The sequence below is a fragment of the Jatrophihabitans endophyticus genome (genome assembly GCF_900129455.1).
Taxonomy (GTDB): domain Bacteria; phylum Actinomycetota; class Actinomycetes; order Mycobacteriales; family Jatrophihabitantaceae; genus Jatrophihabitans; species Jatrophihabitans endophyticus.
In genome coordinates, this window is record NZ_FQVU01000001.1 from 699,992 (window position 1) to 725,791 (window position 25,800).

At 73.1% G+C, this 25,800-nt stretch carries 21 protein-coding genes and 1 pseudogene; 12 read left to right on the forward strand and 10 right to left on the reverse strand.

The features are described from left to right. Positions 1-42 precede the first annotated feature (42 nt). Positions 43-798, forward strand: coding sequence for an SDR family oxidoreductase (locus tag BUE29_RS03255; protein ID WP_073385829.1), 756 nt, complete (start codon positions 43-45; stop codon positions 796-798). Between the two features lie 220 nt (positions 799-1,018). Here the strand turns inward: BUE29_RS03255 and BUE29_RS03260 are convergent, their stop codons facing one another. Then, positions 1,019-1,912 carry a LysR family transcriptional regulator gene (locus BUE29_RS03260; protein ID WP_073385832.1) on the reverse strand — a complete coding sequence of 298 codons (894 nt, stop codon included), beginning with the start codon at positions 1,910-1,912 and terminating at the stop codon, positions 1,019-1,021. Between the two features lie 127 nt (positions 1,913-2,039). On the opposite strand from BUE29_RS03260, the gene BUE29_RS03265 reads away from it, so the two are divergent. From BUE29_RS03265 to BUE29_RS03290, 6 genes and pseudogenes are all read left to right on the forward strand, one after another. Next, a complete protein-coding gene (locus BUE29_RS03265; protein ID WP_200800012.1) occupies positions 2,040-2,627 on the forward strand; it encodes an ester cyclase in 588 nt (195 codons plus the stop codon). A 27-nt stretch (positions 2,628-2,654) separates the two neighbouring features. Beyond that, positions 2,655-3,119 (forward strand): polysaccharide deacetylase family protein, encoded by a 465-nt coding sequence (locus BUE29_RS23340; RefSeq protein ID WP_073385837.1) that lies wholly within the window; start codon positions 2,655-2,657, stop codon positions 3,117-3,119. 13 nt (positions 3,120-3,132) lie between these two features. After that, on the forward strand, positions 3,133-3,843 hold the full coding sequence (locus tag BUE29_RS03275) for an SDR family oxidoreductase (RefSeq protein ID WP_073385839.1): 711 nt from the start codon (positions 3,133-3,135) through the stop codon (positions 3,841-3,843). 110 nt (positions 3,844-3,953) lie between these two features. Then, positions 3,954-4,162: pseudogene (locus BUE29_RS23575) on the forward strand (recombinase family protein); the annotation flags it as partial. A 116-nt stretch (positions 4,163-4,278) separates the two neighbouring features. Then, positions 4,279-6,774 carry an ATP-dependent helicase HrpB gene (hrpB, locus tag BUE29_RS03285; protein WP_073386936.1) on the forward strand — a complete coding sequence of 832 codons (2,496 nt, stop codon included), beginning with the start codon at positions 4,279-4,281 and terminating at the stop codon, positions 6,772-6,774. An 85-nt stretch (positions 6,775-6,859) separates the two neighbouring features. Continuing rightward, positions 6,860-8,923 (forward strand): acyltransferase family protein, encoded by a 2,064-nt coding sequence (locus BUE29_RS03290; protein ID WP_073385841.1) that lies wholly within the window; start codon positions 6,860-6,862, stop codon positions 8,921-8,923. A 31-nt stretch (positions 8,924-8,954) separates the two neighbouring features. Here BUE29_RS03290 and BUE29_RS03295 read toward each other — a convergent pair whose 3' ends face one another. Genes BUE29_RS03295 through BUE29_RS03330 form a run of 8 tightly spaced genes read right to left on the reverse strand, consistent with a single transcriptional unit; the run spans position 8,955 to position 19,217 of the window. Beyond that, on the reverse strand, positions 8,955-10,178 hold the full coding sequence (locus BUE29_RS03295) for an acyl-CoA dehydrogenase family protein (RefSeq protein WP_084180643.1): 1,224 nt from the start codon (positions 10,176-10,178) through the stop codon (positions 8,955-8,957). Continuing rightward, positions 10,175-11,311 (reverse strand): LLM class flavin-dependent oxidoreductase, encoded by a 1,137-nt coding sequence (locus BUE29_RS03300; protein WP_073385845.1) that lies wholly within the window; start codon positions 11,309-11,311, stop codon positions 10,175-10,177. The genes BUE29_RS03295 and BUE29_RS03300 overlap by 4 nt, the downstream gene beginning before the upstream one ends. A 10-nt stretch (positions 11,312-11,321) precedes the next feature. Further along, on the reverse strand, positions 11,322-12,566 hold the full coding sequence (locus BUE29_RS03305) for an acyl-CoA dehydrogenase family protein (protein ID WP_073385846.1): 1,245 nt from the start codon (positions 12,564-12,566) through the stop codon (positions 11,322-11,324). Then, positions 12,563-14,281 carry a dipeptide ABC transporter ATP-binding protein gene (locus BUE29_RS03310; RefSeq protein WP_073386942.1) on the reverse strand — a complete coding sequence of 573 codons (1,719 nt, stop codon included), beginning with the start codon at positions 14,279-14,281 and terminating at the stop codon, positions 12,563-12,565. The genes BUE29_RS03305 and BUE29_RS03310 overlap by 4 nt, the downstream gene beginning before the upstream one ends. 5 nt (positions 14,282-14,286) lie before the next feature. Beyond that, positions 14,287-15,150 carry an ABC transporter permease gene (locus BUE29_RS21765; protein ID WP_200800013.1) on the reverse strand — a complete coding sequence of 288 codons (864 nt, stop codon included), beginning with the start codon at positions 15,148-15,150 and terminating at the stop codon, positions 14,287-14,289. Continuing rightward, positions 15,147-16,163 (reverse strand): ABC transporter permease, encoded by a 1,017-nt coding sequence (locus BUE29_RS03320; protein WP_073385848.1) that lies wholly within the window; start codon positions 16,161-16,163, stop codon positions 15,147-15,149. The genes BUE29_RS21765 and BUE29_RS03320 overlap by 4 nt, the downstream gene beginning before the upstream one ends. A gap of 1 nt (position 16,164) precedes the next feature. Continuing rightward, entirely contained in the window at positions 16,165-17,781 is a 1,617-nt protein-coding gene (locus BUE29_RS03325) for an ABC transporter substrate-binding protein (protein WP_073385851.1), read from the reverse strand. A gap of 44 nt (positions 17,782-17,825) precedes the next feature. Beyond that, positions 17,826-19,217: an NtaA/DmoA family FMN-dependent monooxygenase gene (locus tag BUE29_RS03330; protein WP_073385854.1), complete on the reverse strand. Its 1,392-nt coding sequence runs from the start codon at positions 19,215-19,217 to the stop codon at positions 17,826-17,828. A gap of 231 nt (positions 19,218-19,448) precedes the next feature. Between BUE29_RS03330 and BUE29_RS03335 the strand changes: the two genes are divergently transcribed. From BUE29_RS03335 to BUE29_RS03355, 5 genes are all read left to right on the forward strand, one after another. Further along, entirely contained in the window at positions 19,449-20,366 is a 918-nt protein-coding gene (locus BUE29_RS03335) for a LysR family transcriptional regulator (RefSeq protein WP_073385857.1), read from the forward strand. Then, complete coding sequence (locus tag BUE29_RS03340; RefSeq protein WP_073385860.1) at positions 20,363-21,004, forward strand: glycerophosphodiester phosphodiesterase; 642 nt, start codon at positions 20,363-20,365, stop codon at positions 21,002-21,004. Before BUE29_RS03335 ends, BUE29_RS03340 begins: the two co-directional genes overlap by 4 nt. An 8-nt stretch (positions 21,005-21,012) precedes the next feature. Continuing rightward, positions 21,013-21,870, forward strand: coding sequence for a phosphatase PAP2 family protein (locus BUE29_RS03345; protein WP_073385863.1), 858 nt, complete (start codon positions 21,013-21,015; stop codon positions 21,868-21,870). A 20-nt stretch (positions 21,871-21,890) separates the two neighbouring features. Further along, positions 21,891-22,514: a TetR/AcrR family transcriptional regulator gene (locus tag BUE29_RS03350; protein ID WP_200800014.1), complete on the forward strand. Its 624-nt coding sequence runs from the start codon at positions 21,891-21,893 to the stop codon at positions 22,512-22,514. A gap of 119 nt (positions 22,515-22,633) precedes the next feature. Continuing rightward, a complete protein-coding gene (locus BUE29_RS03355) occupies positions 22,634-24,859 on the forward strand; it encodes a sensor domain-containing diguanylate cyclase (RefSeq protein WP_159440819.1) in 2,226 nt (741 codons plus the stop codon). Positions 24,860-24,888: 29 nt separating this feature from the next. On the opposite strand, the gene BUE29_RS03360 is transcribed toward BUE29_RS03355, so the two are convergent. After that, positions 24,889-25,773, reverse strand: a complete 885-nt coding sequence (locus tag BUE29_RS03360; protein WP_073385872.1) for an aldo/keto reductase — start codon at positions 25,771-25,773, stop codon at positions 24,889-24,891. Between the last annotated feature and the right edge of the window lie 27 nt (positions 25,774-25,800).

The window sequence follows — 25,800 nt, forward strand, 5'->3', positions numbered from 1 at the left end:
CTCTGTTGTCATGTAAACACGTCTCGAGGCATAGTTGTTTACATGACAACTCGACGAACAGTGTTGATCACCGGCGGCACCCGAGGCATCGGGAACGGATTGGCCCGACGGTTCGCAGCTCGGGGCGACCGGGTCATGATCACCGGGCGTGACCGACGACGCCTGGCGGAGGCGGGCCGCCAGACACCCGGCTTGCTGACCGCTCAGAGCGACATCTCCTCACCCCGAGACCGCGAACAGCTCGCCACTCACGTCGTCGAACAACTGCCGACGCTGGACCTGCTGATCAACAACGCCGGCGTCCAACGTCGAGTCTCCCTTGCCGACGACGACGCATCCTGGCCCGAGCGACAAGCCGAGCTCGACGCGCTTCTCAGCGGTCCTGTTCACCTGAACCACCTTCTCATTCCGATCATGCTCAACCACGGCAATACCGCCACCATCGTCAACGTCACCTCCGGCGGTGCGCTCATCCCGCAACCCTTCGCCCCGCTCTACAGCGCCGCCAAAGCCGCCCTGCACAGCTACACGATGACCCTGCGGCACGCCCTGGCCGACACCGCGATCGACGTCCTGGAACTCATGCCGCCCGCCGTCGCCACCGGCCTCTCGGGCTCACCCACACCGCACGGAGCAGACATCAACGCCTTCTGTGACGCCGCGTTCGCAGGTATCCAAGCCCGCCAACCGGTCGTCAGCTTCGGATCCACCGCTACCGACCAGGTCCAACAACGACTGAGGAGCGAGCAAGACATGTTCGAAACGAACAGCGCCCGCTTTCCCGTCATCGTCTACTGAGCCCGCGCCGGCTGAACGAATCCGCCCGGTCGTCGCTGCCCGGGTCGCTGGAGCTGGGGAGGTACGGGCGCAGCAGGCGGGTGTCTTCGTTGGCGCCACGCTGCCAAGGGCTGCTGGGGGCGCAGGGCCAGTACCGCTGCACGCGCTGTCCGCACCCCGAGACCCTCCCGGACCCATCCTCGACACCGTTTGATGCGTTGGCCGGTTGAGACTGCCGTCGTCAAGCGGTGCGGGTTCGGGGGAGCGTCGGCACGCCGTTCGCCACCAGGTCGGCGACGAACGTCATCGTCAGCGGATCGTCCGTTGCGGTGAGGGCGACGATGTCGCGTCCGCGCTTGGGGCGTAGCGGCCGCACCACGCCCGGATAGCGCGGGGGCAGCGCGGTCAACGGGACGAGCGCAGGACCGATCCCGGTGGCCGCCAGCAGCGCCGCGGCGCTCGTCTGCCCGGTCCGCACCACGACACGGGAGTGCAGGCCGGCCGCGGCGAACGTCGCGTCGACCCAGCCGCTGAGCGCGTGGCCGGAGGTGAAGTGGACGAGCCCGCGATCGGCAAGTCTGGTCAACGGGACGGACGCCGAGCTCGCGAGCGGATCGTTGACCGCCATCGCGACGACCATCTCCTCCCAGCCGAGCGTCGTCGTCCGTCCGTCCCAGGCTGAGGGCGTCGGCGCCACGCCGAGATCGGCGTCCCCGGCTCGCACCGCTGCGGCGACGCGGTCGGCGCTGTCGAACTCCGACACGAAGATCGTGACGTCAGGGTGCCTGCGCTGCCAGTGGCGCAGCACCCTGGGCAGCAGGCCGGCCGTGACCGACTGGGCGCAGCAGACGCGTAGCTCGCCGATGCGCAGGCCGGCGACCCGGCGTGCCTGCTCGGTGAAGGCGTGTTCGGCGTCGACGCAGGTCAGCGCGTAGGGCAGCAGCGCACGCCCGGCCGGCGTCAGCCGGGATCCGCGTTGCTGCCGGTCGAGCACGGCAACGCCGAGTTCGCGTTCCAGCGCCGTGATCTGGTGCGACAGTGCCGGCTGGGTGATGCCGAGATGGACGGCGGCCGCGGTCACGGTGTCGTGCTCTGCGACGGCGGTGAAGCACTGCAGGGCGCGCAACGATGGCATGCACAGAATCTATGACACCTCATGAAGTCGTGCACTGTTGTCGCAGTGCGGCACGACCTGGAATTAGCTGGAGGAGCCGCAATTCCTAGGCGAAGGAGTCAACGCCATGCGCAAGTCCACGCGTCTCGTGGCCGCGGGTCTCGCCGCGCTCGCCCTCGCCGGTGCCGCCCCGGCGACGGGCGCAAGCGCAGCCGGTCATCCCGTCGACCGGATCACCACCGGTGGGCAGTCGAAAGTCGCGACGGCCTCAGATCCTCATCTCGTGCACTTCCAGCACCTCAGCATCGACCAGGGCCTGTCCCCAGACCGCGCCCGGCTCGTGGTGCGCAGAATCCGCGAGCTCTATACGTTCTGGGACACCGGCGACGTGCGCTACCTGCACCGCGCGGACAGCCCGGCGTTCGTGGACCGCACGCTCCCGACCGGCCGACCGCAGGGGCTGCGCGGCATCGAGCAGGCGTCGCGGACCTTCCGCGCCGCCGTCCCCGACCTGCGCTGCACGGTCGCCGACGTCCTGATCGCTGGTGACCGCGTCTCCGTCCGGCAGGTCTACTCCGGGCACTTCACCGGCACTTACAACGGCGCTAGGGGGCACGGCCAGGGCGTGCGCTTCAACGCCTTCGACATTCAGCAGGTTGGTGCCCGGCAGATCGTCGGTGACTGGCACCTCGAGGACAACATGACCTTTTCGAAGCAGATCGGAGCACTGTCATGACCGAGTTCTGACCCAACGGCGCTCGTCTTGCCGTCAGCGTCTCCGTGCAGTTCGAGGCCGGCAGTCAGCCGATCAGCGGCGCGGGAGGCCCGATCACCGAGCCCATCCTGCCCAGGCTCCCCGACCTCGGACAGGACAGCTTCTCCGAGTACCTCGCGCGAGGGCGTCCCGCGCATCCTCGACCTGCTCGACGAGCACATCCTCCCGATGACGTCGTTCATGATCGGCGACGACGTTCGCCGGCATCCCGATATGGCGGCAGATGGCGTCCGCCGCGGCCACGAGGCCGGCACTCACGGGCGGCGCTGGGAGCGGCAGTACGAGCAGAGCCGGCCCGAGGAGGCCGCCCTGGATCGCCGACAACGTCACCGCGTGTGGTGGGCCAGCAAGGACGACATCGCGCAGTCGATCATCCTCGATCACCCCGACACCGCGACCTGGGTCGAGCGCGACCCCGCACCCGTCAGCGGCCTACCCGGCCGCAACATCTGAAAGGGCCAATGACATGAGCAACGAGCCTCGCAACACCGAGCTTGCAGACAAGACCATCCTTCTTGTCGGCGGACGATCCGGCATCGCGGCGACGCTTGCCGCCGACATCAGCGAGGCCGGCGGTGTGCCCGTCCTCGCCGGCCGAACGCCGGTGACCCACGGCGACCTGCGCTGGGTCCATCTCGATCTGCAAGACGAAGCGACCATCAAAGCCGCCGCCGCGGAGCTCGGCGAGGTCGACCACGTGATCAGCCTCGCCGCCGCGCACGCCAACGGCCCGGTCGCCGACCTAGAGCGCGACGCCGTCATCGGCGCCTTCGAGGCGAAGGTGATCGGCCCCATCCTGCTTGCCAAGCACTTCGGCGCCAGGGTGCGCGAGGGCGGCTCGTTCCTCTTCTTTTCCGGCGTGGCCGCTTGGAAGCCAGCCCCGGGGCTGTCGGTCATGGCCACCACCAACGCTGCGGTTGCCTTCCTCGCCGAGGCCCTCGCGGTCGAGCTGGCAACCGTGCGCGTCAACGCGCTCTCACCCGGCATCATCGACTCCGGCGCCTGGGACGCCATGGGTGATGCCAAGGACGAGCTGTTCCGCACGACCGCCGCCTCGAACCCCGCGCGACGCGTCGGGACGCCAGCCGACATCAGCGCCGCCGCAATCGCGCTGCTCACGAACACCTTCATCACCGGCACGGTGCTGCACGTCGACGGCGGGGGACGGCTCAGCTGACGAGGCAAACGGCATCCGCCCAACCCCCAGGTAGCTCTGTCCGATAGCCAACCCGCTTGTGTGCTTGACCAAGTGATTCAAGAGCTGGCCGGTTGGATGAGTGGCAGCGTCGCGGAGCACGAGCCGCCTCTCGAGCCGGCAACACCCTCGTCGTCACCAAGCTCGACCGTCTCGCCCTATCGCTGCCCGACGCCCGCGGCATCGCCGATGACCTGACCACCCGTCAGATCAAGCTCAGCCTCGGCGGCTCGGTCCGCGACCCCACCGACGCGATCGGCAATTGCGGTTCGACGTCTTGGCCATGGTCGCTCAGTTCGAAGGTGGTGACCTCACCGCATGCCGACGGCAACCACCGCACAGCGGCACGGCCGCACGCCCGCACGCCCGCCCACCGCACCGCGGCGCCGCCACGGCTAGCGTCACGACGTGCCGTCGCTGCTGCCCACCACGGACGTGCCCGGGGCCGACCTGCCGGTCCGGGCCGCGCTGGCGGCGACGGTCGACGCGCTGCGCGACGCCGGCAGCGCGGTGCTCGTGGCCCCGCCCGGCTCGGGCAAGACGTCGCTGCTGCCGCTCGCGCTCGCCGACTCGCGGGACGGTCGGATCGTCGTCGCCGAGCCACGTCGCATCGCCACCCGCGCCGCCGCCGTGCGGCTGGCCGGGTTGCTCGGCGAGCGCCCGGGCGACCGGGTCGGCTACGCGATGCGCGGCGAGCGGGTCGGTGGCGCGGACGTGCGGGTCGAGGTCGTGACGACCGGGCTGCTGGTGCGGCGCCTGCAGCGCGACCCCGACCTGCCCGGGGTCGCGGCCGTCGTGCTCGACGAGTGCCACGAGCGGCACCTCGACGCCGACCTGCTCCTCGCGTTCTGCGTGGACGTGCGGGCCGCGCTGCGCCCGGACCTCGCGCTCGTGGCCACGTCGGCGACGCCGGACACCGACGCGCTCGGTCGCGTGCTCGGCGCGCCGGTCGTCACGACGACCGCGGTGGGCCACCCGGTGGACGTCGTCTGGGCGCCCCCACCCCGGCCACTGCCGCTGCTGCCCGGCTCCCGCGTCGACCCACGCCTGCTCGACCATGTGGCGCAGGTGACCCGCCGTGCCCTCGCCGAGGGTGACGGCGACGTGCTGGTGTTCGTGCCCGGCGAGCGGGAGATCGCGGCGGTCGGCGCCGCGCTCGCGGGCGCGGCCGCGGAAGTCCGGCCGCTGTACGGCCGGCAGACCCGCGCGGAGCAGGACCTCGCGCTGACGCCCGGGCCGCGGCGGCGAGTCGTCGTGACCACGGCGGTTGCCGAGAGCTCGCTGACCGTCGCCGGCGTCCGGGCGGTCGTCGACGCGGGGCTGTCGCGCGAGCCGCGCACGGACCAGGCCCGTGGGCTCGGCGCGCTCGTCACCACGAGGGTGTCGCGGGCATCGGCCGACCAGCGGGCCGGCCGGGCGGGACGGGAGGCGCCGGGCCGCGCCTACCGCTGCTGGTCGGCCGACGAGCACGGGCACCTCGCCGCGCACGCGCTGCCCGAGATCGCCACCGCCGACCTCGCCGGTTTCGCGCTCGCGGCTGCGGCGTGGGGAACCCCCCGCGGCGCCGGCCTGGCCCTGCTCGACCCTCCCCCGGACGCCGCGCTCGAGGCCGCGACCACCCTGCTGCGACGCCTCGACGCGACCGACGCCGACGGCCGCATCACCGCACGCGGGCGGCGGATGGCCGCGGTCGGCGCGCACCCCCGACTGGCCCGGGCCGTCCTCGACGGCGCCGACCTCGTCGGCGGCGACCGGGCGCGGGAGGTGGTGGCGCTGCTGTCCGACGACTCGCTCACCGGCCGCGACGACGACCTCGCCGCCCGGTACCGGGCCCTGCGCGACGGCCGGGACCGCGCCACCGCGCACCGATGGCGGCAGGAGGCCGATCGGCTCGGCCGCGGCGGGCCGGCCCGGACCCCGATGCCCGACGACCTCGCCGTCGGCACCGTCGTCGGTCTCGCCTACCCCGACCGGATCGCGCGCGCCCGGGGTGCGGACGCGGTGACGTACCGGATGGCCGGCGGCACCGGCGCCCGGGTCGGCGAGTCGTCGGGCCTGCGCCGCACGCCGTGGCTCGCCGTCGCCGTGGCCGACCGGCCGCCCGGCCACGCCGACGCGCGGGTGCGCGCGGCGGCCCCGATCGACGAGCCCACGGCCCGCGCGGTCGCCGCCGACCTCGTCACCACCGTCGACGAGATCGAGTGGTCCGACGGCGCGCTCGTCGCGCGTCGGGTGGAACGCCTCGGCGCGATCGAGCTGGCGTCCACGGCGCTCCGCGACCCCGACCCGCTGCAGGTGCGGGCCGACGTGCGCGACGGGCTGCGGGCACAGGGGCTGTCCGCGCTGACCTGGACGGACGGCGCGGGCGACCTCCGCTCGCGCCTCGCCTTCCTGCACGCGGTGCTCGGCGAGCCGTGGCCCGACGTCGCCGACGCCGCCCTGCTCGCGAGGTTGGACGACTGGGTGGATCTCGGCGACGTGCGGCGCACCGCCGACCTGCACCGCATCGACGTCGCCGCCGCCCTGCGGCGCCTGCTGCCGTGGCCCGCGGCGACCAGGTTGGCCGAGCTCGCCCCGGACCGGCTGCGCGTGCCCTCGGGCTCCCACGTCCGGGTCGCCTACGACGGTGGCGACCCGCCGGTGATCGCGGTGAAGCTGCAGGAGACGTTCGGCTGGACGCAGGCGCCGGCGCTCGCGGACGGCCGGGCCCCGGTCGTCGTGCACCTGCTCTCCCCCGCGGGCCGGCCGGTCGCCGTCACCGGTGACCTCGCGTCGTTCTGGCGGCAGGGCTACCCGCAGGTGCGCGCCGAGCTGCGGGCGCGATACCCGAAGCACCCGTGGCCCGAGGATCCGCTCGCCGCCGAACCGACCGCGCGCACCACCCACCGCCGCCCGGGTCACGCGTCCAGTTGACCGGCGGATGCCGAACGGGTGAACGCTCGCCGACGTCGGCCGCGTCGACTTGCCCGGGGGCCGTCCTCCTTGGCAACGTCCGCGCGTGACCGCGATCCGGCCCGTCGCAGCCGCCCGTCCCGAAGCCCCGGCCGCCACCCCACCCCGCCGCACCCCGGCGCGGGTCCGGCGCGACCTCGAGGGCCTGCGGGCCGTCGCCGTCCTCGGCGTCGTCGCGTTCCACGTCCACCCGTCCTGGCTGCCCGGCGGCTTCGCGGGCGTGGACGTCTTCTTCGTCCTCAGCGGGTTCCTCATCACCGGCCTGCTGCTGGCCGAGCTGCGCACGACCGGGCGCATCGACCTGCGGGCGTTCTGGGGGCGCCGCGCGCGGCGGCTGCTGCCGGCGTCGGCGCTCGTCGCCGTGCTGACGATGCTCGCCTCGCTACTGCTCGTCGACTCCATCGACGCGGCGCGGTTCGCCGAGGACGGCGTCTGGGTGGCGCTGTTCAGCGTCAACTGGCACTACGCCGACGAGCGGACGAGCTACTTCGCCGACAACGGCGCGACCCCGTTCACCCACTACTGGTCGCTCGGCCTGGAGGAGCAGTTCTACCTGGTCTGGCCGGTGCTGCTGCTCGGCCTGGGCCTGCTCGTCGCGCGCCGCCGGACGCGCGCGGTGGGGGTGCTCGCCGCCGCCGTGGCCGGTGGCTCCTTCGTGCTCGCCGTGTCGCTCACCACCACCTCGCAGCCCTACGCGTACTTCGCCACGTACTCGCGGGTCTGGCAGCTGGCGCTCGGGGCGCTGCTCGCCGTCGCCGCGACGCGCCTGACACCGCCCCGTCGCGCCGCGCTGGCCGCGCGCTGGGCGGGAACCGCCGCGGTGGTCGGCTTCTACCTGCTCGCCGCGCCGGACGCCGACAGCTACTACCCCGGCTGGTACGCACTGGTCCCCACGCTCGGCGCCGCGCTCGTCATCGCCGGCGGCCTGCCCGGCCCGGCCGCCGCCCGCGCGGCGCGCGACCCGCTGCTCACAGCGCTGTGTTCCCGGCCGGCGCAGCTCCTCGGTCGCTATTCCTACGGCTGGTACCTGTGGCACTGGCCGCCCCTCGTGCTCGTGCCGCTCTGGCACGGTCACCCGCTGTCGGCCCGCTCGGCCGTGGCGCTCGCACTGCTCTCGCTGCTGCTCGCCGCCGTCGGCTACCACCTCGTCGAACACCCGGTGCGGGCGACGCCGCGGCTCGTCGCACACCGCGGCCGGTCGCTCGCCCTCGGTGCCGTCCTCGTCGTCGTCGGCGCGAGCGTGGCCGTGGCGGTCGGTGCCGCGGCCGACCACCGCACCGACACCGCGCGGGTCACCGACGCGTCCGGTCGCGTCCTCGTCCCGCAGCCGGGCACGGCCGCTGCCGAGATCCCGCAGCCGACGCGGGACGGCTGCGAGGTGGGCATGCGCGCGAACGCGCTGTCCGGCGAGTGCCGCTACCTGCCCGACCGCGGTCGCGGCGACGTCGTGCTGGTCGGCGACTCGCACGCCGCGCAGTGGTTCGGCGCCGTGCGCGACGTCGCACGCTCCCGCGACTGGGGCCTGCGCGTCTGGACGCGCGCGTCGTGCCCGCTGGCCGAGGTCACCAAGATGATCGACGGCGCCCCGTCGGCCTCGTGCAACCGGTGGCGCGACGACGTCATGCGCCGCCTCGTCGCCGCCCGCCCGAGCCTCGTCGTCGTGGCGGGCTACGTCAGCAAGATCCCGTCGCTCTACGACCCACGGACGCGCGGTCTCGTCGGCGGCAACGGCGCCCGGGCCCTCTACGAGACCGGTCTCGTCCGGCAGCTGCAGCGTCTGCGCGGAGCCGGCAGCCGGGTGCTGGTCATCCGCGACAACCCGTCGTTCGACGAGCGCGTGCCCACGTGCGTGCTGAGCCACGCGCGAAAGCTGAGTAAATGCGCGGAGACGCGCAAACACGCGTTGCGCAGCGCGTCGGACCTGCACGCCGCGCGACGCGTACCCGGCGTCGACGTGCTGGACCTGACCACCACGTACTGTCCGGGCGGCCACTGCCCGGCGACGCTCGACGGCACCCTCGCCTACCGCGACGACAACCACCTGACCCTCGAGATGATCGACCGGCTCCGGCCGGCTCTGCGCGGGGCGCTCACGCGGGCGATGGCCTGACACCGCGTGGGGGCGACGGCGGCGGACGGCCTCACAGCTGTCCGTGGTTGGGCGGCAGCACCCCGTCGAGCAGGTAGGCGCCCACGTGGTGGTACTTCCAGTCGACGGGGTCGTGCGCCGAGTGCGTGCGCGCGTTGCGCCAGTGCCGGCCGAGGTCGTACTTCTCGTCGGTGGCCGAGGCACCCGACAGCGAGAACAGCTCGGACGACACCTCGACGGCGACCTCGGACGCGAACGCCTTGGCCTGCGCCACCGCGACCGAGCCGCGGGCCGCGTCGTCGGCGGACGTCGGCGTCAACCCGATCCCCTCCAGCGTGGCGGCCGCGCGGGCCACGAGCGACTCGGCCGCGGCCACCCTCGTGGCCATGACGCCGAAGCGGTGGACGACGTGTGGGTCGTCGGCGGCCCGGGTCGCCCAGCCCCGCTGCGCCGCCTCGAAGAACGGCCGCGCCTTCTCGGTGACGAACCACCGGGCGTCGCGCAGCACGCCGGCGGCGATGCCGGCCTCGATCGAGGCGTGGTAGAGCTGGGCGCGGGCACCGAGCTGCTGCGGCCCCTCGAAGCAGCGCCAGTACGGCAGCACGAGCTCCGGGTCGACGGCGACGTCCGCGAGCAGGACGCTGCCCGACACGGTCGCCCGCTGCCCCAGGGTGTCCCAGTCGGTGTCGAGCGTGACGCCCGCCGCCTCGCGTTCCACGAACGCGACGACCAGCCGGTCGTTCTCGTCCAGGGCCGAGACCGCGATCCAGTGCGCGGTGAGCGCACCGGTCGCGTAGTACTTGCGGCCGGACAGCCTGCCCGCGGTGAGCCGCGTCCGCAGCGCCTGGGCGTCGCCGCCGCCGCGTTCGGCGAGCGCGTTCGCGATCCGCCGCCCGGCCAGCACCTCGGCCGCCAGCCGGCGCCGCGCACCCTCGGCCGCGTACGCGATGAGCACGTCGAGGAACAGGTAGTGACCCTGCGGCGCCTGCGCGATCGCCGGATCGACCGCGGCGACCGTGCGGCACACCTGCGAGAGCACGGCAGGCCCGAGCCCCGCGCCACCGTCGGCGACCGGCAGCGTGATCGCGAGCAGCCCGGACGCGTCGTAGGCCGCGAGCTCGGCGACGGGTACGCGCGCGGCGCCGGCACGATCGCGGGTCACCACACCGTCGGCGATGCCCGCCGCGTAGGCCTCGGCGGCCGCCACGGCGGCGGCGGCGTCGCGCAGCACGGGCGGCGGACCCACGGTCACCGGCGCCGCTTCGCGCGTCGTCATGCGTCCACCGTGACCGGCGCGACCGGGTTCGGGTCCGTCGCCAGCAGACCGCGGCGGCGCAGCACCGGCAGCAGCCCCTCGCCGACGCGGTACGCCTCCTCCAGGTGCGGATAGCCCGAGAGGACGAACTCCTCGAGCCCCAGTGCGTGGTACTCCGCGATGCGGTCGGCGACCTCCTCGTGGCTGCCGACCAGCGCGGTACCGGCGCCCCCACGGACGAGACCCACGCCGGCCCAGAGATTCGGATAGACCTCGAGCCCGTCCGTGCGGCCGTGATGCAGCGCGACCATGCGGGCCTGCCCGACGGACTGCGAGGCCCGCTGCACCCGCTGGGCCCGCTCGATCTGCTCGGGGGTGAGCCCGTCGACCAGACGCTGCGCCTCGCCCCACGCCTCGGCCGCGGTGTCGCGGGTGATCACGTGCAACCGGATGCCCAAGCGGATGCGGCGCCCGGCCGCGCGGCGCCGCACCGCGGCGATCTTCTCCGCCACCTGCGCGGGCGGTTCGCCCCAGGTCAGGTAGACGTCGGCGTGACGCGCGGCGACGTCGATCGCCTCCGGCGACGAACCGCCGAGGTAGATGTCGGGACGGACGGCGTGCGGCACGATCCGCGCGTCCCGGACGTCGACGTGGCGGCCCCGGAAGGTGACCGGCTCGCCCGTCCACAGTTCGTGGAAGACGTGCAGCTCCTCGTCGGCGCGGGCGTAGCGCTCGGCCTTGGTCAGGTGATCGCCGAAGCGTTGCTGCTCGACGTCGTCGCCGCCGGTCACGACGTTGAGCAGCAGCCGACCGCCGGTCAGGCGCTGATAGGTGGCCGCCATCTGCGCCGTCAGGGTCGGTGAGACCAGGCCGGGACGGAACGCGACGAGGAAGCGGAACGTGTCGGTGGCCTGCGCGAGCGCCGAGGTCACCACCCAGGCGTCCTCGCACCAGCTCGACGTCGGTGTCAGGGCGCCCACGAAGCCGTTGGCCTCTGCCGCGCGGGCCACCTGCTGCAGGTAGGCCAGGCTGGGCGCGCGTTCGCTGCTGCCCTGCTCGACGCGTGTGCCCTCCGCCCCCACCGCGTTGCCCAGGCTGAGGTCGGACCGGGAGTCGCCGTTCGTCGGCAGGAACCAGTGCGCGATGACCGCCACGGCCGCCGCCTCAGCCGACCCGCGCCGGCGGCGCGGGACGCGTCGAGGACAGCGTGCCGTTGACGAGGTACTCGCCGACGAGGCGTGCCTTGTAGATCGACGGGTTGTGCGACGAGACCGTGCGGGCGTTGCGCCAGTGCCGGTCCAGGGCCAGGGCGGTGTCGAGCGCGCCGGCGCTGCCCGCGTCGAAGAGCAGCCAGCCGGCCTCCCCCGCCAGTCTGGAGTTCACGACCTGGGTGGCGGCCGACTCGACGACGGCCCGCTCCAGCGCGGCATCGCGCGACTCGCCGACGGCCGCGAGGTAGGCGTCGAGAGCGGCGCCGAGCGCGAGCACCGTGGCGCGCGTGGTGAGCGCGCGGCTCGCGACCTCGCCGACGACGGCCAGCACCTGCGGGTCGTGTCTCGGCTCCGGCGCGGCGGCGAGGGGGTAGCTGCGTCGACGTCCCTTCACCAGGGCGGCCAGGTCGTCGGCGGCGCGCCGGGTGATGCCGGCCTGGGTCGCGGAGTGCACGAACTGGTAGAACGCGCCGAGGAACTCCGGCAGCGCCGGGTCGGTGTGCGGCAGCACCAGGTCGGCACGCACCGGCACCGCGTCGAACCTCGCGGTGCCGCTGGCGGTGAGTCGCTGCCCGAAGCCGGACCAGTCGTCGACGACGGTGACGCCCGGGTCGTGACGCCGCACGACCACCTCGACGAAGCCGTCGCCGTCGGGCACCAGCACGTTGATCCAGTCCGCGAACAGGCTGCCGGTCGTGTAGTACTTGACGCCCGAGAGCCGGAGCCCGGCGCCCTCGTCGTGCAGCCACACCCCGTCGGTCAGTGCCGGTGGACCGTCACCGGCGCGTTGCGCCGCCGCCGCTCCCGGCGACGACGCGGCGGGCCCGAAGAACTCGCCGCGGCCCGCCGCGGTGAGCAGCTCGGCGGTCACCGGGTCGTCGCCGCGCTGCAGCAGGAACTCCACGAACCCCAGGTGCCCGCGCACGATCTGGGCCAGGTTGGAGTCGGCGGTCGCGACCTCCACCAGCAGGGCGCCGAGATCGGCGACGTGCCCCTCCGCGCCGCCGAAGCGGCGCGGCACGCGCACCCGACCGATGCCGGTGGCGAGCAGGTCGGCCACCAGCTCGGCGAAGACCTCGGCGACGACGGGATCGCCGGCGCCGTGTTCGCGCTCGCGGGCGACGGCGTCGGTGCGGGCACGCTGCGCGAAGGCCCGGACGGCGGCCTGCACCTCGGTCAGGGCGGACGGTTCGCTCATCGGTGCGACGACACCGCCTCGCGCAGCGCGGCGTACTCGAGCCGCGGCAGCGACTCCAGCAACGTGCGGGTGTAGGGCTGCTGCGGGTCCGTGAAGATCTGGTCCGCGGTGCCCTGCTCGACGGCGAAGCCGTTCTCCATGACGAGGACGCGGTCGCTCATGTGGTGGATGACTCCCAGGTCGTGCGAGATGAACAGGTAGCTGACGTCGAGCTGGCGCTGCAGGTCGGCGAGGAGGTCGAGGATCTGCGCCTGCACCGACACGTCCAGCGCCGACACCGCCTCGTCGAGGACGATCACCTCGGGGTTCGTCGCGATGGCGCGCGCGATGGCGACCCGTTGCCGCTGCCCGCCCGACAGCCGCAGCGGCCACGCGTCGAGGTGCTCCTCCCCCAGCCCGACGGCCCGCAGCAGGTCGACGGCGCGCCCACGCGCCCGGCCGGCGTGCACCGGATCGCCGAGCTCGATCGCGTCGGTGAGGATGCGCGAGACGCGCCAGCGCGGGTCGAACGAGCTGAGCGGGTCCTGGTACACCACCGAGATCCGCCGTCGCGCCGCCCGGCGCTGCGCGGGCGTGGCCGCGCTCCACGGTCGGCCGAGGAAGCTGACGTCGCCGCTGTCGGGCGTCTCCAGCGACAACGCGATGCGCGCGAGCGTGCTCTTTCCCGACCCGGACTCCCCGACCATGCCGAGGGTCTCGCCGCGGTCGAGACGGAACGACACCCCGTTGACCACCGTCCGCCGCACCTTGTCCGGGCCCACGAAGCTCTTCACGACGTCGCGCCCCTCGAGCAGCACCGCGCCGTCGTCCGACCCCGCGTCGCGGCTCGCGGGGAACAGTTCGCGGGCCGACACCTGCGCGGTGCCGGACAACCGGGTGCCCTTCGTGTGCTCGCTCGGTACGGCGTCGATCAGCTGCTGCGTGTACGCGTGCTGCGGGTCGCGCAACACCGTCGTGGCGGGCCCGGACTCGACGATCCGGCCGCCCTGCATGACCAGGATGTGATCGGCGAGCTTGGCCACGACCGCCAGGTCGTGGCTGATGAGCACGACACTGGTGCCGTCGGCGAGCATCCGCTTGAGGACGTCGAGCACCTGCGCCTGCACCGTCACGTCGAGGGCGGTGGTGGGCTCGTCGGCGATCACGATCTCGGGGTCGAGCGCGATGGCCGACGCGATCAGCGCGCGCTGCCGCAGGCCACCGGACAGCTCGCCCGGACGCTGCCGGGCCCGCATCGCGGGCTCGGGCACCCCGACGCGGCCGAGGAGCTCCAGCACCCGCCGGCCGCGGGTCGACCGGTTGCCCTGCCGGTGCAGCCGCAGCGCCTCGGCGACCTCCTTGCCCACCGGGCGCAGCGGGTCCAGCGACACGAGCGCGTCCTGCAGGATGTAGCCGATGCGCCGGCCGCGCACCCGACGCCACCAGGAGTCCGAGCGTCCGAGCAGCGTCTCGCCGTGCAGTGCGAGGGTCGTGGCCGAGACGTCGGCGGTGTCCCCCGCCAGGCCGAGGACGGTGCGCGCGGTGACGCTCTTGCCCGAGCCGGACTCGCCGACGAGCGCGACGCACTGACCGGCGAGCAGCTCGAAGCCGACGTCCTTCACGACGTGGTGACGGCCGCCGCGGCCGTCCGCGAACGACACGTCGAGGCCCTCGACCTCGAGCACGCGCTCGCCGAGGACGGCGCCCTCACGGTTGCGGGCGCCCTTCGGGGTCACGGTCGTCACAGCCGACCTCCTTCCACCACGTCCTGCAGGTGCCGGCCGATCAGCGTGAACGACAGGGCGACGAGGACGATGGCGATGCCGGGGAAGATCTCGAGCCACCACGCCACGGTGATGTTGGCGCGGCCGTCGCTGAGCAGCAGGCCCCACTCCGGCGACGGCGGCGCGACGCCGAGACCGAGGAACGACAGGCCCGAGGCCCACACGATGGACGTCCCGATGCCGAGGGCGACGAGCGCGACGAGCGGCCGGAAGGCGTTCGGGGCGATGTGCTGGACGAGGATCGTGCGCCGCGAGTGCCCGAGCGCGCGGGCCGCCTCGACATACGCGGAGCCCTTCACGCTGAGCGTCTGGGCCCGGATGAGCCGGGCGTACCCCGGGGCGGTGCTGATGCCGACCGCCACGATGAGGCTGGTGGCGGACGGGCCGAGCAGCGCGACGAACAGCAGTCCGAGCAGCAGGGTGGGGAACGCGAGCAGCACCTCGAGGACGCGGTTCACCGGCTGCGCGAGCCATCGCGGACCGAGCCCCGACGCGAAGCCGAGCACGACCGCGACGGCGAGGCCGAGAGCCATGACGCCGAGCCCGATCAGCAGCGAGGGGCGGGTGCCGTAGACGATGCGGCTGTACACGTCACGGCCGACCGCGTCGGTGCCGAGCCAATGGCTCCCCGACGGCGCCTGCAGCGTGCTGAGGATGTCGGCGTGGCTCGGGTCGTGCGTCGCGAGCAGCGCCGGCCACACGATCGCCAGCACGAAGAACAGCACGACCAGGCCGGAGCCGATCACCGACGCCGGGACGCGCGCGGGCCGACCCCGGCGGCGCACCGGGCGGGCGAGCAGCTCGGTCGTGGGGACGCTCACAGCGCGCCCCGCAGCCGAGGGTCGACGAGCGCGTAGACGACGTCCACGAGCAGGTTGATCACCACGTAGAGCAGGCTGATCAGGATCACGATCCCCGACACCACGGCGAAGTCCTTCTGGCTGACCGCCGTGACCAGGACGGCCCCGAGACCGGGGCGGGCGTACACCGTCTCGACCAGCACCGCACCCGAGAGCAGCGAACCCATGGCCCACCCCGACAGCGTGATGCCGGGGATCAGGGCGTGACGCAACACGTGCCGCGCCCGCACCGCGAGGTCGCTCATCCCCCGGGCCCGGGCCGAGACGGCGAACGGCTCGCGGATCGCCCGGTCGAACTCCGAACGCGTCGCCTGCCCGAGGAAGCCGGCGAGCGGGATCGCCAGGGTGGCGACGGGCAGCACCGTCCCGGTGAGCGACGTGCCGCCGATGACCGGGAACCAGCCCAGCTGCGCCGCGAAGACGATGAGCAGCAGGATGCCGACCCAGTACTGCGGCAGCCCGGCCGAGATCGTCTCCACCGCCGAGCCGAGCGAGCGCAGCCGCACGCTGCGCCCGGCGGTCAGCAGCGTCCACCCGACGGTGAGCAGCCACGCCAGTACGAGCGCGGCCAGCGCGAGCGTGAACGTCGGCGCGATCTGCTCGCCGATGATCGTCGAGACCGGCCGGTCGGACTGGTAGGAGATCCCGAGGTCGCCGTGCAGCAGGTCGCCGAGGTAGCGGACGTACTGCACGACGACCGACCGGTCGAACCCGAACTCGTGGTTGATCGGCGCGAGCTCGGCGGCGGAGCGCGGGATCTGTTGCCCGGACCGCACGTTGAGCAGGATCGTCGCGCGGTCGCCGGGCAGGACGGCGAGCACGACGAAGGTCACCGTGACCGTGCCCCACAGCACGAAGACCGCCGACGCCAGCTTGGACGCCACGAGACGCACACCGAGTCGGCCGGAGCGCCCGACGGGGGCGTCCCCCGCGGGCAACGCCTCCGTCAGCGTCGGCTTGTCGATGACGGACATGTCAGGACACGAAGTAGGCGTCGTTGAAGTTGAGCAGCCCGTTGCTGTTCTGGTCCTGCCAGACACCCTTGAGCTTCGGCGAGATCGCGACGTTGTAGGTCTGGTCGTACACGCCGACCGCGATCGCCTGGTCGGTGAACCACTGCTGCAGCTGCGCGTACTCCTGCTTGCGCTTCGCCGGGTCCGTCTCGATCTGCGCCGCCTTGATGCGCGCCTCGATGGCCGGGTCGTCGAAGAACGACGTGTTGTTGCCGTTCGCCACCCCGCCCTGCTTGGCCGCGAAGTTGATGTCGAGGATGTTGGGTGCGCCCCAGACCCAGTAGCCGAAGCTCAGCTCCTTGTCCGTCGGCGCGGACTTCGCGCCCGAGAAGAGCTGCGTCTGCGTGAGCGGGATGAGCTGCAGGTCGAAGCCCACGGCCTTGACCTGGTCCTGGATGGCCTGCAGCACCGCCGAGCCCTCGGCCGTCACGATCGACCCGTTGCCGTACGGCAGTCGGATGGTCAGCGCCTGCCCGTTCTTCGTCCGGACGCCGTCACCGTTGCGCGTCGTCCACCCCGCCTGGTCGAGCAGCTGGTTGGCCTTGGCGACGTCGAAGGGGTAGGCGCTGTCGACGTCGTGGTAGCCCACCGTCGAGCTCGCGAGCGCGCCGTTGCCCTCGAACGGCACCGACCCCTTGAACACCGCCTCGACGGTCTTCTGCCGGTCGGACGCGTAGAGGAACGCCTGCCGCACCCGCTTGTCGGTGAACGGCCCGCGCTGCACGTTGAACGAGAAGCCCTGCGGGCGGCCGCCGGCCACGAAGTTGAGCACCTGGTAGCTCTTCTTCGCGGTCTGCCACTGCACCGCCGGCACGTCGTAGACGACGTCGGCCTGCCCGGTCGTCAGCGCGGTCCATCGAGTCGTCGCGTCGGGGACGAACTTCCAGCGCAGCTCCTTCTCGTACGCCGGGCCGTTGTGATGGGCGTTCGCCGGAGCGGAGTCGTACTTGTCGTTGCGGGCGAAGACGATCTCGTTGCCGACCTTCCACTCCTTGACGATCCACGGCCCGGACCCGACGGGCTGGTGGCAGTTCTGCGCCGTGGAGCGCGTCGCGAGCGCGGTCGGCGACTGCAGGCCGTAGTGGCCGTTGGACAGTTCTTGGAAGATCTCCGGATTGCGCTGCGACAGGTGCAGCGCCACGGTGTAGGCACCCGTCGCGGTGGCGCCGGTCAGGTAGGTGAAGCTGTGCCAGCTGATGCCCTTGGCCCAGTTCGCGTAGTTCGCCACGACGGCCTTGGCGTCGAAGCGCGTGCCGTCGGTGAAGCGGACGTCCTTGCGGAGCTGGAAGGTGACCGTCTTCCCGTCACGCGACGTGCTCCACGAGGTGGCGAGCCACGGGACGATCGTGCCGTCGTCGTAGCTGACGAGCGAGTCGAAGACCTGCCGCGACAGGTACGCCTGCTGCACCCAACCGCCCCAGAGGCACGGCGGCTCCTGCTCGTGCGCGTACGTGATGGTCTGGTTCAGCAGGCGTTTCCCGCTGCCGGACGCGGTGCCGGACGATCCCCCGTCGCAGCCGGTGAGGGCCAGCCCCGCGAACGCGAGCGTCGCCACCAGTGCTGCCAGCTTCCTTCTCACTTCGTCTCCTCGATTGTGCACGTGCCGATTGCCGGCGGGGTCGTTCAGGTCAGGGCGGGCGCGAGGCCGAGGGCGCGGCCGTGATGGGTCACCGGCAGCCGGTCGCCCTGGCCGAACAGCTTCTGCCGCAGCGTCCCCTCGGCGTACTCGGTCTGCGCGAGGCCGCGGGCCTGCAGGACGGGCACCACGTGGTCGACCCACTCGCCCCACCAGCCGAGCGTGGTGATGGGGACGACGTTGAAGCCGTCCACCCCCGCCTCGACCCAGCCCTGGACGTGGTCGGCGATCTGCTCGGGCGTGCCGGCGAACCGACCCGGCAGCAACGCGTGCTCGAGCAGGTACTCGCGCCAGGTGAGCTCGCGGCCACGGCCGAGGTCGGCATCGACGATGGCCCGGAAGATCGAGCGGACGTGATCGCCGAGCGCAACGCGGTCGCGCAGTTCGGTGAGGGGCGTCTCGGGGTCGATCGAGGTGAAGTCGATGCCCGAACCGCCGCTGTAGAAGCCGATCAGGCCGTCGAAGTCGATGTTGTCGTGCAGGTGCTGCTGCTTGCGACGCGCCTCCTCCTCGGTCGAGCCGATCACCGTGGACAGCTGCACGAGCGTCTTGAGGCTGCCGGGTGCGCGCCCGGCCGCGCGAGCCTGCTCCTGCAGCTCGCGCACGTCCTTGCGGGCGGCCTCCGGGGTGACCGAGGGCAGGAAGGTGACCTCGGCGTTGCGCACCGCGAACTCGCGGCCCGCCGTCGAGTTGCCGGCCTGGAACAGCACCGGCGTCCGCTGCGGCGACGGCTCGACGATGTGGGGGCCCTGCACCTTGTACCGGGGCCCGACGTGGTCGATGGTGTGGATCTTGTCCGGGTCGAACAGCGTCCCGCTGGCGGCGTCGGCGACGACGGCGCCGTCCTCCCAGGAGTGCTCCCAGAGCTTGTAGGTGACGTCGAGGTACTCCTGCGCCCACTCGTAGCGCTCGTCGTGCGAGGTGATGCCGTTGTGGCCGAAGTTGCGGAAGCCGTTGCTCAGGTAGGACGTCACGATGTTCCAGCCCACCCGGCCGTGCGTGTAGTGGTCCAGCGAGGACAGCTTGCGGGCGAACGAGAACGGGTGGTCCTGGATGATGTTGCTGGTGATCGCGAGCCCGAGGTGCTCGGTGACGTAGCCGAGCGCCGAGACGATGGCCGCCGGGTCGTTCTCGGGGAACTGCGAGCCCGCGCGGATCGTGCCGGTGCCGTCGCCGTACTCGAGGTCGTAGACGCCGACGACGTCGGCGATGAACAGCGAGTCGAACCGGCCGCGTTCCAGAGTCCTGACGACGTCGATGTAGGGGTCGAGGTCCTTGTAGCCGAGCTGGATGCGCCCCTCGTCGGTGCGCCAGTAGCCGTGGCTGTGGTGGTTCGGGGTCAGGTGGAGAAAGCCGTTGTAGATCGGCGGACGGGGCATGACGGACGGACTTCCTTCGACACGGTGGCGGGGTCGTCGCTCGCGCACCCGACACGGGCGTCGCGAGATAAGTCGACCATGGCGATAGGAAACCTAGGCTATGCGGGCCGGGCCCGCAGTGCCGCTTGTCACTCGCGTCGACGGAATACCGGTGGGGGTGATCGCGAAAGCCGCGCACCCCTGCCGCTCCACCCAGCCGGCACCTCGGCGCGGTGAGGAAGGATCACGACGGTGCGAACAGAGCAGCTCGAATACCTCGCGGCCGTGACGAGGTACGGCTCACTGCGCCGCGCCAGCGACGAGCTGCACGTGTCGCAGTCCGCGCTGAGCGCGGCGATCCGCAGTCTCGAGCACGAGCTCGGCGTGCCACTGCTCGAGCGTCGTCGCGCGGGGGCGAAGGTGAGCCGCGAGGGCGGCGACATCCTGCCCATCGTCACCGAGATCCTCGGCGGGGTCGCCGAGCTGCGGGCGGCCGCGAGCGCGGCGAGCCGGGCCAGCCGCACCATCCGCGTCGGCACGGTGCACGCCGGCACCTCGGCGCTGCTGGTGCCCGCGGTGCGCTCCTTCGCCACCGAGCAGCCGACGACGACCGTCGACGTCGCGACGATGTTCCAGTCACGCATCCACGAGCGGCTGCTCGAGGGGCGGTTGGAGATCGGCCTGGTGAACATGTTCCCCGGCGACGACGTGCCCACCGGACTCACGCCCACGCCACTGCTGCTCGGACGGCCGGCCGTGTGCTGCCGCACCGACGACCCGCTGGCGGCCAAGTCCGAGATCACCGCGGCCGACCTGCGCGAGCGCCCGTTCGTCAGCTCGCGCCCCGGGTATTTGATGCACCGGCTCGCGCAGCGCCTCTTCGGTGACGACCACCCCGTCGAGAGCTTCCGCGCCGACGGCGCCGAGATGGTGAAGCTGCTGGTGGCGAACGGCGTGGGGCCCTCGCTGCTGCCCGACTACAGCATCCACGGCGACCCGCTCGTCGAGGCCGGCGTCATCACCGCCCGACCGTTGGCCGGCGCGCTGCCGCGCGTGGCGATGCTGCTGCTGCGCCGCACGCTGCACCGGGTGCCGGCCAGCATCGCCGCGTTCGAGCGGACGATCGTGCGCATCGCGCAGGAGCATCCGCAGAGCGACGTCGGCGCATGACCGGTCCGTTCCTCGTCGCCCACCGCACGGACACGGCATCCCGTGCCCGGTCGAGCGTCGCGGCCGGCGCGCGCTACCTCGAGGTCGACGTGCGGCTCGTGGCCGGGCAGGCGGTGGTCACCCACTTCCGCCCGGTCGCGTGGGCCGGCGGGCGCTGGGAGCGCGACAACGCCCGGGTCCGCCGGCGTCGCACGCCGTCGCCCGACCTGCCCGTCGCGGAGCTGCTGGACGCCGCCGGAACGGCGGCGGTCCTGTTCGATCCGAAGGATCGCGACCCCACCGCCCGGGTCCGGCTCGTCGCGGCCCTCGCCGGCCTGGTGCCCGACCCGGCCGCGCACGTCGTGAGCACCCGCGACCCGGTCGACCTCGCCCGCTTCGCCGACGCGGGCTTTCGGACCTGGCGGACCCTCGACACCGCGCGCCAGGTGATCGCGGCCGGTCGCGCTCCCCTCGCCGCCGACGGCGTGACCGTGCGCCACCGCGCCCTGACCGGGAACAGCGTGCGCGCACTGCACGTTGTTACGGACACCGTCGTCGGGTGGACCGTCAACAGCGCCGTGCGGGCGCGGGAGCTCGTCGCCATGGGTGTCGACGGCATCACCACGGATCGCGTGACAACGGTGGCCGACGTTCTATAGTGATCGCTATGAAACCGGGGGGACGTCTCGCGCACCTCCGGTTCCCGCCGTGGTTGCGCGAGATCCTGCTCGTGCTCGGCGTCTTCGCCGTCTATGACCTGACCCGCGGCCTGAGCCGCGGCTCGATCGCCGCCGCCGTCGACCGCGGCAACGCCATCCTGCACGGCGAGCGGGTGCTGCACCTCGCCCCCGAGCAGTGGCTCGACGGCGAGCTGCACCAGCTGACACCGCTCGCCGTCGGCGCCGCCTATTACTACTCCACCCTGCACTTCGTCGTCACACCCGCCGTGCTCGTCTGGCTCTACCGCAGTCACCGGCCGCACTACGCGTCGGCGCGCACGTGGCTCGCGATCGCCTCCCTCGTCGCCCTGCTCGGCTTCTGCCTGCTGCCCGTCGCGCCGCCCCGGTTGCTGCCCGGCGCCGGCATCCACGACGTCGTCGCCGAGGTGCACCGCTGGGGGTGGTGGAGCGACAACTCGGCCGCGCCGCGGGGCCTCGCCGGGCTGACGAACGAGTACGCGGCCATGCCGTCGCTGCACGCCGGGTGGGCGCTGTGGTGCGGCTGGCTGATGCTGCGGCACGCCCGGCACCGCGCGGTGCGGATCGCGGGCGTGCTGTACCCGGTCGTCACCACGCTCGTGATCCTCGGCACCGGCAACCACTACCTGCTCGACGCCGTCGTCGGGCTGGCCCTGGTGGCGCTCGTCGGCGCGGGCAACGGCCTCGTCCGGCGGCGGGTGGCGGCGGCGCGTGCCGCGACCGGTCCCGTCCGCTTCGCGACCCGGCGCTGCCACGCCGTTCGTCCGGTGGCCGGCCGCGCCACCAGGGCGCCGGCCCATCCCCGCGTCCACCGCGCCGAGCTGTAGCGTCGATGGTGTCGGGAAACGTGCCGGAGGTTCGGATGCCCGGTGGCCGGCCGCGCGGCTTCGACCAGGACACCGCCCTCGAGGCGGCGATGCAGCTGTTCTGGGCGAAGGGCTACGAGGCGACCGGCGTCGCCGAGCTGACCGAGGCCATGGGCATCACCCCGCCGAGCCTCTACGCCGCCTTCGGCAACAAGGAGGAGCTCTTCCGCCGGGCGGTCGACCGCTACGTCACCGGCCCCGCGAGCCACCTCGCCGTCGCGTTGGACCAGCCGACGGCACGCGCCGTCGCCGAGCACCTCCTGCGCGGCATGGTCGCGCTCGCGGCGGGCGTCGGCACGCCCACCGGGTGCATGACGGTGCAGGGGGCGCTCCCGGCGTCCGACCGCAACCGGGCCGCGCACGAGCACCTCGCGGCCCGACGCCGTCAGGGTGAGGCCATGCTCGCCGAGCGACTCGGCCGCGCCGCCCCCGCCGAGCTGCCCGGCGGCCAGGACGCGACCGCCGTCGCCCGCTACCTGTTCGCGGTGCGCTTCGGGCTGGCCGTGCAGGCGGCCGGCGGGGCGAGCGCCGCCGAGCTGCAGGAGGTCGTCGACGTCGTGCTCGCGCAATGGCCGTCCTGCGACGCCCTGACGAACGGCGGCTGACGCGTCGCGTCCGGAGCGCTCAAGTCCGGTCCGGACGCGTCGATGATCATCGCGATGAGCACCATCGGCAGCACGCCAGCGGTATGCGCCTCCCGCACCATCGCGGTGAGGTGCCGCTGATGCACGCCATGGACCGGCTGGCCGCGGTCGTCGCCCTGCAGTCCGCCGTCGCCGAGGTGCCCGCCGGCGACCTGGACCGGCTGCTGCAGCTCGTCGCCGACCACTCGCTCGCCGCGTTCCCCCGCGCCCGCGGCGCCGTCGTGGCGACGACGGCCGACGGCCGGCTCCACGCGCACGCCGTCGCGGGGTCGTCGGCCACGGTAGCGGGCGCCGCCATCGACGAGTCGGGGTCGCTGACCGGACGCGCCATGGCCGAACGCACCACCCTGCTGTCGCGCGACACCGCCTCCGATCCGCGCATCGACCGCGCGATCGCCACCGCCGCCGACATGGCCTCGGCGGTGGCGGCGCCCCTCGTCGCCGGCGACCGGGTGGTCGGCGCCGTCACCCTGAGCAGCGACCTCGTCAACGCGTTCGGCCGGGCCGACGCCGACCAGCTCTGCCTGTTCGCGCAGGCGCTCGGCGGGGTGCTGCGCCACTGGTCGGACAGCGCCCGCAACGCCGAGCTGCTGGCCGACACCCGGCGCGCGCTCGCCGTGGTCGAGGAGAGCGAGGCCCGCTTCCGGGCCACCTTCGACGGCAGTCCGCTCGGCATGGCCGTGATCCGGGCCGACGCCGAGCAGGGGTGGCCGGTGGTGCGGGTGAACCCGGCCATGTCGACGCTGTTCGGTCACCCGGCCACGACCCTGCTCGGCATGTCGCTGGACGGGCTCATCGGCGTGCCCGCGAGCTCCGACGTGCCGTCGAGCGGCCTGTACGACCTCGTCGTGCACCACCGCCCGGTGACCCTCGAACGGCTGTTCCGCCGCGCGGACGGGCGTCAGGTGTGGACGACCTGGCGGGTCGTGCCGATGACGAACGGGCCGGACGACGAGCTGCATCTGCTCGCGCAGATCACCGACGTCACCGCGCGTCGCCGCGCCGAGCAGCGCGCGCGGCGCCAGGCACGCCTGCTCGACCTCATCCCCGAGCCGGTCATCGTCCGGTCGCTCGACGGCACGATCCGGTTCTGGAACGACGGCGCCGTCGCGACCTACGGCTTCCGGGCACAGGATGCGATCGGGCGCCGCACCCACGACCTGCTGCACACCGAGTTCGTCGGCGTGACGCTGCCCGAGCTGGAGGACCGGCTCGCGAGCGCCGGCAGTTGGCGCGGTCAGCTCGAGCATCGCCACGCGGACGGCCGCACCCTGCGCATGACGTCCCAGCACGTCCTCGACAGCCACGGTGACGGCGAGCCGGTGATCCTCGAGATCAACGTCGACGTGACCGAGCGGGTCGAGGCCGAACGGGCCCTCGCGGCCAGCGAGGCCAAGTTCCGCTCGCAGTTCCGGCATTCCACGGTCGGGCAGCTGATCCGCCGGGTGGACGGCACGATCGAGGACGTCAACCCCGCCCTGGCCCGGATGCTCGGCTACCGGGCCGAGGAGCTGGTGGGCGCGTCGGTCGACCTGCTGCTCGCGCCGGCGATCGCGGAGCTACGCCGCGCCACCCTGACGCGGTTGCTGAACGGCGAGGACGACGCGACCACCACCGAGGGCGTGCTCGTGCGCAAGGACGGCAGCCTGCTCGACGTCGAGGCGAACATGTCGGTGGCCCGCGGCCCGGACGGCAGCGTGCAGCAGGTCATCGGCATCTACCAGGACATCACCGCCCGCAAGATCGCCGAGGACACCCTGCACCACCGGGCCCTGCACGACTCGCTGACCGGACTCGCCAATCGCGCGCTGCTCGGCGAGCGGTTGTCCCGCGCGCTGGGCGAGGCCCCGGGCTCGGGCCGCACCGTGGGCCTGCTCTTCCTCGACCTGGACGGCTTCAAGGCCGTCAACGACGGCTTCGGCCACGACACCGGCGACGCGCTGCTCGTCGAGGTCGCGCGACGTCTCGACGGCGTCGTCCGCGCAGGGGACACGGTGGCCCGGCTCGGCGGCGACGAGTTCGTCGTGCTCTGCCCGGACCTCGAGGCTCCGGAGCAGCTGCACATCGTCGCGCAGCGCGCGCTGGACCGGGTCGCCGCGCCGTACGTGGTGGGTGGCGCGTGCATCACCACCGTCTCGGCCAGCATCGGCATGAGCCTGCCCGGGCACGCCACCGACCCCCACCAGGCGCTGGCCGACGCCGACCGGGCGATGTACCAGGTCAAGAAGTCCGGCAAGAACCGGATCGGCATGCTCGCCGAGCCGGCTCCCGCGCCGGGTGGTGCGGGGCAGCGGCTCAGCGCCTGAGCCGTCCGAGCCGGACGGTCGGGCCGCCGTCAGCCGCGGTCGAGGCGCGCGAGCTGGTCGTCGCCGAGCCGCAGGTCGGCGGCCGCGGCGGAGTCGGCGATCGACTGCGGTCGTTTCGCGCCGGGGATGGGGACGACGACCGGCGCCTGCGCGAGCTCCCAGGCGAGCGCCACCTGCTGCGCGCTCACCCCGAGCTCACCGGCGACCTCGGCGAAGGCCGGGTGCGCCTCGGCGAGCCCCTTCGCGTCGGTGAGGCCGCCGAGGGGGCTCCACGGCAGGAAGGCCAGCCCGAGCTCGTCGCACACCTCGATCTCGGGACGACTGCTGCGAAACGCCGGCGAGAACTGGTTCTGCACGCTGACCAGCGCGTCACCGAGGATCTCGTGCGCCTGACGGATCTGCTGCGGGTCGGCGTTGGACAGCCCGACCATCGCGACGCGACCGGACTCGTACACCTCCTTCAGCGCACCGAGCGTCACGGCGTAGTCGACGGCCGGATCGGGGCGGTGGTGCTGCCAGAGCGCGATCTGCTCGACGTCGAGCCGCCGCAGGCTGGCGTCGACCGCGGCGTGCAGGTGCTCCGGTGAGCCGGCCAGTGCCCAGCCACCGCCGTCGGTGCGGACGTGCCCGGCCTTGGTGGCCAGGAGCACCCGGTCGCGCACGCCGAGCTCGTCGAGCAGTCCCGCGACGAGCGTCTCGTTCGCGCCCTGGGCCCGCTCGCCCAACTCGTCGCCGGGGCCGTAGGCGTCCGCGGTGTCGAAGAGCGTCACGCCCGCGTCGAGGGCGGCCCGGACGGTGTCGAGCAGCTGCTCGCGCGGCTGCGCGCCGGTCTGGTCGAAGGTCATCAGCCCGAGGCCGATCGCCCCCACCTCGTGCCGCCCGACGGTGTCGTTGCCCAGAGAACGTGTCTGCATGCGTCGAGGGTGCCCCGAACCGCCCCC

Excerpts from the sequence above, each read along its gene's own strand:
- BUE29_RS03255 (WP_073385829.1), top strand. The coding sequence starts at position 43 with ATGACAACTCGACGAACAGTGTTGATCACCGGCGGCACCCGAGGCATC.
- BUE29_RS03260 (WP_073385832.1), bottom strand. The coding sequence starts at position 1,912 with ATGCCATCGTTGCGCGCCCTGCAGTGCTTCACCGCCGTCGCAGAGCAC.
- BUE29_RS03275 (WP_073385839.1), top strand. The coding sequence starts at position 3,133 with ATGAGCAACGAGCCTCGCAACACCGAGCTTGCAGACAAGACCATCCTT.
- BUE29_RS03295 (WP_084180643.1), bottom strand. The coding sequence starts at position 10,178 with ATGACGACGCGCGAAGCGGCGCCGGTGACCGTGGGTCCGCCGCCCGTG.
- BUE29_RS03305 (WP_073385846.1), bottom strand. The coding sequence starts at position 12,566 with ATGAGCGAACCGTCCGCCCTGACCGAGGTGCAGGCCGCCGTCCGGGCC.
- BUE29_RS03320 (WP_073385848.1), bottom strand. The coding sequence starts at position 16,163 with ATGTCCGTCATCGACAAGCCGACGCTGACGGAGGCGTTGCCCGCGGGG.
- BUE29_RS03330 (WP_073385854.1), bottom strand. The coding sequence starts at position 19,217 with ATGCCCCGTCCGCCGATCTACAACGGCTTTCTCCACCTGACCCCGAAC.
- BUE29_RS03340 (WP_073385860.1), top strand. The coding sequence starts at position 20,363 with ATGACCGGTCCGTTCCTCGTCGCCCACCGCACGGACACGGCATCCCGT.
- BUE29_RS03345 (WP_073385863.1), top strand. The coding sequence starts at position 21,013 with ATGAAACCGGGGGGACGTCTCGCGCACCTCCGGTTCCCGCCGTGGTTG.
- BUE29_RS03355 (WP_159440819.1), top strand. The coding sequence starts at position 22,634 with ATGCACGCCATGGACCGGCTGGCCGCGGTCGTCGCCCTGCAGTCCGCC.
- BUE29_RS03360 (WP_073385872.1), bottom strand. The coding sequence starts at position 25,773 with ATGCAGACACGTTCTCTGGGCAACGACACCGTCGGGCGGCACGAGGTG.